An 11,690-nucleotide genomic window follows, 5' to 3' on the forward strand; every position below is an offset into this window, starting at 1 on the left:
GGGGCTTAGCATCCCCGACCGGGAATCGACCAAAGGGGGCCGACATGCTCGCCGGGGTGTTCAGGGGTGCCGGGCGGATGCCGCTCGAGGAGGTGCCCGACCCGGTCGCCGGGCCTCGGGACGTCGTGCTCGACGTGCGCGCGTGCGGTGTCTGCGGATCCGACCTGCACGCGTTCCGGTCGGGCCAGCACACCCGCGACGGGCAGATCATGGGCCACGAGTTCGCGGGTGCCGTGCTCGACGTCGGGCCAGAGGTCGACGGCATCGCGGTCGGCGATCGGCTCACCGGCCTGCCCATCCAGCCGTGCGGACGCTGCCGCCGCTGCCTCGCAGGCGCCCGGCACCTGTGCGAGGTCTGGACCACCCGCAGCATCGCCTTCGGCCTGCCCGGCGCGTTCGCACAGCGGCTGCGCATCCCCGACGCCGTACTCGGCGGCAACGTGCACCGGCTCCCCGACAACGCCGAGTTCACCGACGGCGCCCTGATCGAACCGACCGCGGTGGCCGCCCACGCCGTCCGGCAGGCGCAGCCGCAGGTCGGTGAGCCCGCGGTGGTGCTCGGACTCGGCACGATCGGGCTCCAGGTCGGCCAGATCCTGCTGGCCGCGGGCGCCGGGCCCGTCATCGGGGTGGATCTCTCCCCGCTGCGGCGCGAGGTGGGCGCCCGCCTCGGCATGGTCACCCTCGACGGCGCAGGCGGGCTCGACGCCGTCCGCGACGGGCTTCGTGAGCACCTCGGCGAGCGTGAGGTGGCGCTCGTCGTCGAGGCGAGCGGTGCGGCGCCCCTGGTGGCACACGCGGTCGACCTCGTCCGACCGCGCGGCACCATCGTGCTCGTCGCGCTCTACCACCACCGGGCCGAGCTCGACGCGATGCTCGCCGTGCAGCGCGAGATCACGCTGCGCGGCAGTGCGAACGTCACGTCGGAGGACTTCCGCGAGGCCCTCACACTGCTCGGCCAGGGCCGGGTGCGGATGCAGCCGCTGATCACCCACCGGCTGCCCCTCGAACACGTCGAGGAGGCGTTCCGCACCCAGGCCGACGCCGTGGGCTCGGTCAAGGTGATGGTCACCCAGGACTGAGCCCTAGGCGGCAGGGTCGGGGATCCACGACCCGTGGAAGCCTGCGGGGACCCCGCGCGGCAGCGTGACCGCGGCGACGGGCTCACCCGCGACGTCCGTGGCGTCGAGCACGAGCAACTGCGACGCGCTGCCGTCACGGCGGGTGGTGATCGAGACCAGCCACCCGTCGTCCTCCGCCCGGTCGGCGCCGCTCGCGGGCACGAACACGGCCTCGCCAGGGACCACGTCCGGCCCCAGCTCGTGGGCGGTCGTCGTGCCGAGCTGCCCGTCGAACCGCACGATGGCGGTGCCGGCGCCCGAGTCGGCCACGGCGTAGAGGTAGCGCGAGGGACGCCCGACGCGGTCGTCGTCCACGGTGGGGAACTCGACGCCGCGCTCGTCGAGCTCGGCGACCGTCGCCGTGCCCGTGGCGGGATCGAGGGTGAACCGGCTCATCCGGGACATGCCGGTGACGGCGGCCGCTGCGCCCGGGCCGGCGGGTCGGGGCTCGGCGCTGATGCCTTCCCACAGGTTCGCGATGGCGTCGCGGCTGTAGCGGGCCAGGTCGAGCACGATACGGCCGGTCGGGTCCTCGTGGGCGTTTCCGACGTGGAAGACGTAGCACGGGTCGATCTCGAACCAGCGCACCTCACCGGGCCGCGCGAGCGGCATGACACCCAGCCGGGCGCCGTACTCGTCGTCCCAGGCGAAGGGCATCCCCCGCCGCGGCCGGAACGTCATGGGGAGATCGAGGAAGATCGCATGGTTCTCGGTGATGGCGAAGTCGTGCATCATCGTCGGCCCGGGCACCTCGATCGGCGCGCTCTGCACGAGCTGCCCATCGGCGGAGAGCCGGTGGTAGGTGACATACGGCGGCATCACGCCGTAGCCGAAGAAGTGCAGCTCGCCCGTGACCGGGTCGACCTTGGGGTGGGCGGTCATCGCCGTGGTGAGCTTGCCGTCGAAGTCGACGGGGCCCACGGTGTCCAGCTCGCCGCTGACCTCGTACGGGAAGCCGCTCTCGACCAGGGCCAGGATCCGGCCGGAGTGCTCGATCACGTGCGTGTTGGCGTGCACCGCGGTGCGGTCGATCGTGCCGTCCTCGTGGATGTACCGCTTGCCTGCGAGGGCGCCCGTGCGCACCCACCGGTTGCGGTACCACTCGGCCCGCCCGTCCCGCAGCCGGATGCCGTGGAGCATGCCGTGGCCGCCGAACCAGTGCCCGGGATCCTCTCCCGGGAGCGGGTTCGGGCCGTTGCGTAGGTAGCGACCGGTGAGCTCGGGCGGCAGGGCGCCCGTTACAGGCAGCTCGTACGCCTCGATCTCGTCGGCAACCGGAGCCATGTGGCCGGTCAGGTAGAGCGGGACGGTGCCCGTGGTCATCGTGTGCCCCTTTCGTCGCGAACGGGACCGACTCTGACATCACAGCAACGACATGTCAATGCTGACATGTCGAATTTGGAAGGTAAGGTTGCGGCATGTCCCTGTCGCACGCCCTGCTCGGGCTGCTTGCCGTCGAGCCCGCCAGCGGCTATGCGCTCACGAAGTCCTTCGAGCTCTCCCTCGGCCGCTACGCATGGCACGCCGGCCACACGAGCATCTACCCGGAACTGGGCCGCCTCGCCGAGCGCGGCCTGGTGGAGGTGACGTCCGAGGGAGCACGCGGCAGCCGTACCTACGCGGTCACCCCCGCCGGACGCGAGGAGCTGCGCTCCTGGCTGCTGCAGCCGCCCAAGCAGAGCGGGAAGGTGCGCAACGAGGAGGTGCTGCGGATGTTCCTGCTGTCGGCGCTCGACCCCGCCGACGCGCAGATCGTGCTCGCCCACGTCGCGGAGAGCACCGCTGCCGCCGCGGCGGAACTGCGCGAGATCCGGGCCGCACACGAGGGCTCGTCCTTCCGCGGACCCGAGGGCTTCGGCCAGCTGGCCGCAGAGTTCGGCCTGCGCCAGTACGAGGCCGTGCACGAGTGGGCACTCTGGGCGATAACCCAGCTGGAAACAGACCAGAAGGCCGGCTAACCCCGGCTTGAGGCCGCCGCACACACCCCGTGGCCGCCGCACCCATGTCCGAACGTGTGCACGGTGGCCAAGAGGTGTGTGCGGTCGGTGGTCTTATGGGTGCTTCGTCAGGTAGGCCGTAAAGTTCGTGCCCGCCACGGCATCTCCGGGCACCAGGTTGGCGCCCGCGCGGAAGGCACGCATCGCCGCCCCGGGCAATCCGACCGGAAGGACCGGCCGACGGCCACCCCGCATCCGCTGGTAGAGCACCGCCAGCTCGCGCAGCTCGTGGACCTCGGGGCCGCCGATGTCGGGCACGCGACCGGCCGGCGCACCGTCGGCGAGGCGGACGAGCCGGGTGGCCACGTCGCGGACGTCGACCGGCTGCACCCGAACGCCCGCCGGCACCACGATCACCGGCGAGCGGCGCTGCAGGTCGAACAACCGCGCGACGAGGTCGTGGAACTGCGTGGCGCGCTGCACCGTCCACGGCAGCCCCGAGTTCGCCAGCAGCCGTTCCACCTCGAGCTTGGCCCGGTAGTAGAAGATCGGGATCCGGTCGACCCCGACGATCGACACATCCACGATGTGTGGCCGCCCTGCCGATCGGCACGCGGCGATCACGTTGCGCGCCAGCGGGACATCCCGCCGGCCGTAGGTCGTGGCGCACTGAACGACGACCGTCGCCCCGGCAACGGCGACGTCGGCGTCACCGCGGCGCTGCAGGTCCGCCCGCACGAACTCCACGCCCGCGGGCAGGCCGCCCCGGTGAGGCCTGCGGCTCACCACCCGCACCGAGCGGCCTGCCGCGACGAGCTGCTCGACCACCCGCCGGCCGAGCGTGCCGGTGCCACCCGTCACGACGACCAGGCTCACCGCGCCGTCCGCGACCGTGGGCGCAGGCTGCGTATCCGGACCACGAGAGCGACCAGGGCGAGCAGCGCCACGATCCCGAGGAGCCAGGGGTCGGAGGGGCGGCCGCCCAGGTCGAGGTCGAGGGCGTGGTTCAGCGCGTGCAGCGCGTTGGTGAACACCGCACCCGCCAGCACCACGGCGATCACGTCCCGCCACCAGAGCGCGCCCAGCAGCATCACCCCGATCCCCATCTGGAACACCCCGGCGTCGTGCAGGAAGTGCTCGTGCTCGGGCCAGTTGGTGAACGCGGCGAAGGAGGCAGGCGCCGTCCAGCACCAGATGCCGGCCACCAGCATCCCCAGCGCGATGAACGCGACGACGCCGACCACCAGACGGTCCGCCGCCGACGTCCGCCGTCGTTCTCGCACCTCGGTCATCACTTCTCCTCCCCGTACCGCACGGACGCGGCTCGTCCAGCGGACGACAGGAAACACCAAAACGTGACGAACCTGGCCGAACTCGGCGGTGCACGAGTGGGCGCTCCGGGCGATGGCACAACTCGACGCGGATCACACCACGGACTCAGCCGACCCCACTCGAGCCTGAGCGGCCCCAGAACTCGCCGACGAGTCCCACACTGGCGAAGTACTCGGCCGCCATGGCCGGCTCCCGCCGAACGTAGTCGCGGTCGAGCCGGCCGTCGTACCAGTTGCGAGCCAACTTCCACAGGGTGTCGAGGTCCATGACGTAGCCGCGACGGTTACCGGTATCCAGCAGCCATGTCTCCACACACAGCGCCGAGCAGAAAATTCTCTGGTTCGCGCATGCCGTGACCACATCCGACCAGATGTCGTCAACCGGTGTCAGGAAATGGGCGACCTGCTCACCAGCCGGCGGACGACCCCGGCCCACCACCCATGAATGGGCGTTATCGCAGGCCGGGCAGCGGGTTGCAACCAGTACATCGTGGACCGTCGTCACCAGATGCGGTATCGCGAAGGAGTCCCAGGCGCACCCTCCCCACCAGAGCGTTTCGTCGCCCATCACCGAAAACCCTTGGGGTATCGCCGAGAATGGGTGCGCCATGACTATCTTCGACGTATCATCGCCGGCCAACACGAGGTCGCGTGACCCATGAAGGGAGAGCAGCGCCCTCTCGACATCGGCAACTCCCAACCCGGCGTACTCCCCGATCTGGGCGACGCTCGGCGACTGGCCACATCTGGCCCAGTATTGATAAACGAAGGTCCGCACGTCGCTGGTCGCCCCGCCGATCTCCACGTTCTCGCTCACACCTGCCAGCTTGCCGCAGCAAAGCGAGATCGAACCGCACACATCTCGTGGCCGCCGCGCACATGTCCGAACGTGTGCACGGTGGCCACGAGGTGTGTGCCGTCGGAGGAGGGTCAGCGGGGCAGCAGGTGCAGAACCAGCGCGACCGTGAGTGCGGCCGACAGCACGACGTCCACGATCGCCGTGGTGCGGATCTTCGGTCCGGGCGCGACCCGGGCGAGGGCCACGAACGCGAGCATGCTGACCAGGCCTGCGACCATGGCGGGCGCCCGCCAGCCCGGCACGAACGCCGCCCCGACCAGTGCGGCACCGAGCAGCCCGAGCAGCAGCGCCCGGTGGCGCATCAGCACCAGCAGGTCCGGATCGGTCATCGTGAGGCCGTACAGCCGGGCGAGGCGTCCGGCCCCTGCGACACCGATCACCGGCAGTCCGTTGATCAGGCCCGCAACCAGCAGGATGACGACGATGGCGATCTCCACACCCGGTGACCTTCACGGTCCCCGCGCGACCAATCAATTACCTCCGGGGTCATCCGTGGCCCGCGGCCGTGCGTGTCTCGCCGTTGGCCTCGGGTGACGGGGGCTGGGCGACCGCAGCCACGTCCTCCGGGGCGACCACGCCCGGAGAGATCCGCTCGGTGATCACCTCCGAGGTCAGGGCGGTGGTCGGCGTGGAGCTCGCCTCGGGCGACTCAGCGGTGGAGGGTTCGGGCGGCGTCGAGCGTTCGAGGAAGCGGAGCAGCTCGACCGGGAAGGGCAGCACGACGGTGCTGTTCTTCTCGGCTGCCACCTCGACCACGGTCTGCAGCAGACGTAGCTGCAGCGCAGCGGGCTGGGCGGTCATCATGCCGGCCGCCTGCGCCAGCTTTTCCGACGCCTGCAGCTCGCCCTCGGCGGTGATCACGCGGGAGCGGCGCTCCCGTTCGGCCTCCGCCTGCCGCGACATCGACCGCTTCATCGACTCGGGCAGCGCCACGTCCTTGATCTCGACGCGGTCGATGTGCACGCCCCACCCGAGCGCCGGGCTGTCGATCATCAGCTCCAGGCCCTGGTTGAGCCGTTCCCGGTTGGACAGCAGGTCGTCCAGCTCGCTCTTTCCGATGATCGATCGCAGGGAGGCCTGTGCGACCTGCCCGATGGCGTACTCGTAGTTCTGCACATCGACGAGCGCCCGCACCGGGTCGGTCACCCGGAAGTAGACGACGGCGTCGACCTTGACGGTGACGTTGTCGCGCGTGATGCCCTCCTGGGCGGGGATCGGCATCGTGACGATCTGCATGTTGACCTTGTGCAGGTGGTCGACGATGGGCGTGATCACCGCGAGACCCGGCCCCTGAACGGCGTCACGGACCTTCCCGAGCCGGAACACCACACCTCGCTCGAACTGCCGGACGACACGAAGACTGGAGCAGGCCAGCACCAGCACCAGAACCAGCAGAATCGTGACCAGAATGTAGACGGTCATGTCGTTCCTCCCATCCGACCGTCGTTGCGCGCGGCCCGCGCGAGCAGCTGTTCGCAGGTCTGCACGAGCACGGCCGCCACGTCACGGGCGTCCTTGACCGACATCGGGTGCGCCGCGAGCCCCTGCCACCGGGCCAACTGCTCCCCCGCGACCCGGGCGACCTCGTGGGGGACGGCGTCGGCAGGCAGGCCCAGCCGGGCACGCGGCGCCGTTCCAGTGGCGCCGAGCAGCCGCTCGGCGACATCGCGTTCCCCGTCGGGCAGGTCGAGCGCGCCGCAGCGCAGGGCGTCGACCAGGTCGTTCTCGGTGAGCTCGTGTGCCCCGGACCGGATGCGGTCGAGCCGGTAGACGAGCGCGCTGCCGCCCGACGGCGGTGCCTGGTCGCGGACCAGGGTCTCCAGCGCGAGCAGCGCGGTCCGTGCCTTGACGGCCTCGGCGCGCCGGCCGAACCGGGAGTCGATCAGCTCGACCAGCAGCGGCACACCGCTGGAGTCGAGGAGCTCCGACGCGAGCGCGGCCGACGTGGGCGCTCGCCCGCACCGGATCAGCTCGACGGCCGTCCGTACGCCGGCCGGCCCGAAGCGTTGCAGCAGCTCCTCGTGGCCGTCGACGACGTGCAACACCGACTCGGTCGCCGTTCCCGGCGCGGACGAGGAGGACAGCACGGAGGTGGAGCCCGACGACGCGGCGGCAGGCGCACCGGTCGCGGCCGCGACCTCGCCGGCATCCCCGTCGGACTCGGAGATCTCCTGAAGCGTGCGGTACTCCGCGTCGCGCAGGGTCGCGGCCGCGCGGGCAACCAGCCCCGCGACGGGCACCACCACGTGGCAGAGGCTCCGGACCTCGAGGCGGGTGCACCAGTCCGCGGCCACCTGGTCCGCCTCGGCGATCTCGTCGGCTCGCGCCAGCACCCCGATCGCGAGCGCAGGACGAGGCGGGTCCGGACCCTCCGGCAGCACGGGGAGCGCCCCGTCCTCGTCGGGAGGGCGCCGGAGGAGCAGGACGAACGCGTCGGCGAGCGGGGCGAGCTCGTCGTCCGAGCCGGCTTGCGGTGCCGCACCCGATCTCGGCTCCCGGCCCGGGACGTCGATCAGCGTCACGTCCAGCTCGGCGCCCGGCTCGCGGTCGGCGGCCGCGCGCAGCGCCTCCACCAGCGTGGACGTGCCCGCTCCTGGCGGCCCGGAGACCGCGACCCGCAGCGGCTCGTCGAGGCGCTGCGCCAGAGCGCGCAGCGGTTCGGCCTGCGGCGTGCCGTGGTAGAGCTCGCGCGCGGTACGCAGTGCGTCGCGAACCTGGTCGATCAGCGGGAGGTCGGCCACCGCCACAGCGGGGGCGGGGGCGGCGATGGCGGCCGGGGCCTCGGTGGACGGCTCGGTCGCGGGTTGCGGAAGGGGGACCGAACCTTCCACGACCGTCCCCGCGCCCGGCTGCGACCGGATCTCGATCCGCCCGCCGACCGACCCGATGCGGGTCTTCAGGTTGCGCATCCCGCGGCCGGGCGAACCGGTACGCGCGGCAGGATCCCAGCCGGGGCCTTCGTCGAACACCGTGAACCTCAGCCGCCCGTCCACCGGAGCGAGCCGGACCCCGATCGCCGCTCCCCCCGCGTGCTTGCGCGCGTTGTTCACCGACTCCAGGCAGCAGAAGAAGACAGCGGCGGCGACGTCGGCCGGGACCGGGAGATCGGCGGGCACGCCGTCGGAGTCGAAGGCGACGGGCGGGTGCCCACCGGCGAGCTCGACGCGCAGGGCTCCCACCAGGCCGCGTTCGGCCAGCAGCGGGGACGACACGCCCGTCGCCGTCTCGGCCAGGATCGACTCGGCGGTGTCGATCTGCTCGGCGACCTGCTCCAGGCGGCCGCGGGCCGGGCCGAACTGGCCGGTCGACACCTGGTGCTCGACGAGACCGAGAGTCAGCCGCAGCGAGACCAGGTGGTGTTGCGCTCCGTCGTGCAGGTCGCGCTCGATCCGCCGGCGCTCCGTGTCCATCTCGGCGACCACGGCGCGGCGCGACGCAGCGATCTCCGCCGCGTGGGCGACGGCCGCGCGCAGCTGCCGCTCGAGCTCGATCCCGGACCGGCTCGCCTGGAAGACGGCTCCGAGACTGTCGGCGATGTCCTGCAGGAGATGGCGGCGGGGGCCCTGCAGCCCGGCGACCGTCGTGTGGTCGACCGCGATCGTGCCGATGGGTTCGGTCCCGTGCCGGACGGCGACCTCCGCGAGCTCGTCCGAGGCCTGCGCACCCGGTGCGACCCAGGTGTAGGCCCGGTCGTGCAGCCCGGGCCGTACCACCGTCAGCCTGCAGGTGATGGCGCCCACGCCCCGCCCGACGGCCTCGGCGACGCGCTCCAGGTCGGGCGCGTCGGTGGCGCCGGCCCGCGAGAGCGCGGCGATCCCGGCGAGCACGCTGTACGGCGTGGGCCGGGCGCCGAACAGCATCCGGTCGACCACCCGCTCGACCCGTACGTAGACCGGGAGGAACGCCAGCGCCGCCGGTAGGACGGCGATGGTCGACCCGGTGAACGCCGCGACGGGGTCGCCGATCGCCTCTTCGATGAGCGTGCGCACCACGACGTAGCCGCCGCCGATCACGGCCGTGACGAGCGCAGCGGCGAGCCCGCGGCTGAACAGGCGTTCCGCCGCCCACAGGCCCTCCGGCCGCATCGCGAGGAACACAGCCACGGCGATCGCGATGCAGGCCAGCCGCGAGAACCAGAACAGCAGCCCCGTCGGCTCTTCCGCCCGACCGTGTGCGGTCGGGTCGACGATGGTCAGGCCGGAGAAGTCCATCAGCCACAGCAGCAGCGTGATGATCGCCAGCAGAATCGTGATCGTGAAGGCCGCCGCAAGCACGCTGAACAGCAGCCGGGCCTGGGCGCGCGCCGTGGCGGTGGTACCGGCACTGATGCGACGCGGGAGCACCACCAGCCCGGCGAGCGGCACGAGGAACCCGAAGAACAGCACGCAGCTGATCGTGTGCGGGAGCAGCGCGGTGCCGAACCCCACCACCAGCAGAGTCCCCACCCCGGCCGCCACCTGTACCGCTCGCCCGAACCCGGCGGCCGCTACCGTGCGCCGGTCGGGAGGGAACACCAGCAGCGCAACGATGTAGGCCGCGCAGGCCACGCCGTGCAGCAAGATCTGGTGGAGGCTGCCGACGGCCAGGCCGGTGGCTGTGTACACCGCGGTGTCGGCGGCGTGCGCCTGGAGGTTGAACGCTCCCGCCGAGCCGACCATGGCGAGCACCAGCAAGCGGACCGACCAGCTGCCGCCCCGGTACACGAGCAGGGCGACCGCCACGCCGATGCTGATCAGGCTGAGCGCGTAGTCCAGCACGGCCTGACCCAACGGCTCGCTCCGCGGGATCGCGACGAGCACACCCTGGGCCCATCGGCTCCCCTCCGCGGCAGCGGAGGAGAAGCCCGCGGTGACGGCCGGGACGTACGCCGCGGCGCCGACCACGGCCCCCATGGCCAGCCACCCGAACGACAGCAGCGTGACCACCACGAGGAGCACCACGTACGTCGCCCCGGCGAGCAGGCCACGCGTTCCGCTGTCCCGGTCCTGGTCGACGGGCTCATCGAGGACGGCGGTACCGATCAGCGGGCTGTTCACCGGAACCCCAGATCCGCACCTGCGCCGCTCTCGACCACCGGTTCGAGGTGGTCGGGCACCCAGGCACGCATACCGAGGGGCCGCTCCGGCCCGTCCGGGAGGATCAGTTCGAGATCACCGCCCAGCGCCACGAGCCGCTCGACGTCGTCGGCGAGCGCGGTGCGCAGACGGTCGGGGGTGATGTCCGGAGCTGCGTCGTCGATGCGTACCGTCGCCCGGCCGTCGGTCCTCCCGAAGGCCACCACGAGCTCGCTCTCCGCCGGGCCGCCGGCGAGCGCGTGCAGGGCGGCGGCAGTCACGTAGTAGAGCCCCGACTCGATCTCCCAGTCCAGCCGCCCACCGAGGCTGCCGGTCAGCCGCACCGGTCGTGGGAGGTCGGTGGCCACCTCGTCGAGTGCTGCGGCCGGGCCCTGGTCGCGCAGCACAGCCGGGTACACGCCACGGGCGATCACCCGGAAGCGGTCCAGCAGCTCGTCCAGCCCGCCACGGGCATGCACGAGCGCCTCGTGGGCCGCGGCGGCCACCTCCGGCCGGCACTTCAGCGCGCCCTGAGCGCGATCGACCTCGGCACGCAGTGCGGCCAGCCGGTCACCGGTGGCGTGGGACAGCTCCATGACCAATCGCCTGCGCTCGACCTCACGGGCCTGGGAGAGCCGCTGCCGGGAGTCGTCCAGCTGCGTCGCGAGGTCATCCGCCCGGCGTACCCGTTCGGCCAGCTCGGCGTTCTGCGCAACACCCCGCAGCAGCAGGGCGGCACCGTTCGCCACGTCCTGGACCAGCAGCTGGTCGGCCGGGGTGATCGGAGCGTCCGGCTTCCCGATCGCCAGCGCCGCACGCAGTTCCGCGCCGTCGAGCACCGGCACGACGTGGTCTGTGTCCGGTCGGGCGAGCAGCACCGCCAGGTTCGGCACGTGCTCCTCGTCCGCATCGGTGGAGTCCCGCGGCGGGTGCTCCGCCGCGGCGACCAGGCGGTCGCCGACCGCGAGCCACACCACGGCACGGGTGGCACCGGTGCCGTCGGCGAGCACCTGGGCGAGACCGGGCAGCGCCTGTTCCAGCGACCCGGCCCGGATCCGTGCGGCCGCCGCCGCGAGCGCCGAATACGGCGTGACCTCACGGTGGTGGGTGAGCCGCCCGACCGCCGCGTCCACGCGGGGCAGCACGAACCCGAGCCCCACCGCACACACACCGACGGCGACGAACGGCAGCAGTACCGCGGTTCCGGACCCGGCTGCGGAGTACCCGAAGAGCCAGGGGACGCCGTCGACCAGTAGGAGGAGCAGCGCGGCGACGCCGCAGGCCACCACCGCTGCCCGCAGCACCCTCGCCACGCTCGTCCGGTTCATCACGCACCACCGGTTCCACCCGGATCGGATCCGGGTTCGGAGTCACGCTAAGCGTCCTGA

The 11,690-nt window shown here is 72.1% G+C and carries 10 protein-coding genes; 2 read left to right on the top strand and 8 right to left on the bottom strand.

The window, feature by feature from the left end:
- The first annotated feature begins 44 nt into the window (after positions 1-44).
- Entirely contained in the window at positions 45-1,082 is a 1,038-nt protein-coding gene (locus ACQPZQ_RS27130) for a zinc-dependent alcohol dehydrogenase (protein WP_433285231.1), read from the top strand.
- Positions 1,083-1,085: 3 nt separating this feature from the next.
- Here ACQPZQ_RS27130 and ACQPZQ_RS27135 read toward each other — a convergent pair whose 3' ends face one another.
- A complete protein-coding gene (locus ACQPZQ_RS27135; RefSeq protein WP_433285232.1) occupies positions 1,086-2,444 on the bottom strand; it encodes a carotenoid oxygenase family protein in 1,359 nt (452 codons plus the stop codon).
- Between the two features lie 95 nt (positions 2,445-2,539).
- Here ACQPZQ_RS27135 and ACQPZQ_RS27140 point away from each other — a divergent pair, with 95 nt between their 5' ends.
- Positions 2,540-3,079: a PadR family transcriptional regulator gene (locus ACQPZQ_RS27140; RefSeq protein WP_433285235.1), complete on the top strand. Its 540-nt coding sequence runs from the start codon at positions 2,540-2,542 to the stop codon at positions 3,077-3,079.
- A 93-nt stretch (positions 3,080-3,172) separates the two neighbouring features.
- Here the strand turns inward: ACQPZQ_RS27140 and ACQPZQ_RS27145 are convergent, their stop codons facing one another.
- From ACQPZQ_RS27145 to ACQPZQ_RS27175, 7 genes are all read right to left on the bottom strand, one after another.
- Positions 3,173-3,934: an SDR family oxidoreductase gene (locus tag ACQPZQ_RS27145; RefSeq protein WP_433285237.1), complete on the bottom strand. Its 762-nt coding sequence runs from the start codon at positions 3,932-3,934 to the stop codon at positions 3,173-3,175.
- Positions 3,931-4,350 carry a hypothetical protein gene (locus ACQPZQ_RS27150; RefSeq protein WP_433285240.1) on the bottom strand — a complete coding sequence of 140 codons (420 nt, stop codon included), beginning with the start codon at positions 4,348-4,350 and terminating at the stop codon, positions 3,931-3,933. Before ACQPZQ_RS27150 ends, ACQPZQ_RS27145 begins: the two co-directional genes overlap by 4 nt.
- A gap of 145 nt (positions 4,351-4,495) precedes the next feature.
- Entirely contained in the window at positions 4,496-5,206 is a 711-nt protein-coding gene (merB, locus tag ACQPZQ_RS27155; protein WP_433285241.1) for an organomercurial lyase, read from the bottom strand.
- A 113-nt stretch (positions 5,207-5,319) separates the two neighbouring features.
- Positions 5,320-5,685 carry a hypothetical protein gene (locus ACQPZQ_RS27160; RefSeq protein ID WP_433285243.1) on the bottom strand — a complete coding sequence of 122 codons (366 nt, stop codon included), beginning with the start codon at positions 5,683-5,685 and terminating at the stop codon, positions 5,320-5,322.
- 49 nt (positions 5,686-5,734) lie between these two features.
- Positions 5,735-6,670, bottom strand: a complete 936-nt coding sequence (locus ACQPZQ_RS27165; RefSeq protein ID WP_433285245.1) for a slipin family protein — start codon at positions 6,668-6,670, stop codon at positions 5,735-5,737.
- Positions 6,667-10,284 carry a histidine kinase gene (locus ACQPZQ_RS27170; RefSeq protein WP_433285247.1) on the bottom strand — a complete coding sequence of 1,206 codons (3,618 nt, stop codon included), beginning with the start codon at positions 10,282-10,284 and terminating at the stop codon, positions 6,667-6,669. Before ACQPZQ_RS27170 ends, ACQPZQ_RS27165 begins: the two co-directional genes overlap by 4 nt.
- Positions 10,281-11,630, bottom strand: a complete 1,350-nt coding sequence (locus ACQPZQ_RS27175) for a hypothetical protein (protein ID WP_433285249.1) — start codon at positions 11,628-11,630, stop codon at positions 10,281-10,283. Before ACQPZQ_RS27175 ends, ACQPZQ_RS27170 begins: the two co-directional genes overlap by 4 nt.
- Positions 11,631-11,690 lie beyond the last annotated feature (60 nt).

It is taken from the genome of Pseudonocardia sp. CA-142604 (assembly GCF_050948475.1).
GTDB classification, from domain to species: domain Bacteria; phylum Actinomycetota; class Actinomycetes; order Mycobacteriales; family Pseudonocardiaceae; genus Pseudonocardia; species Pseudonocardia alaniniphila.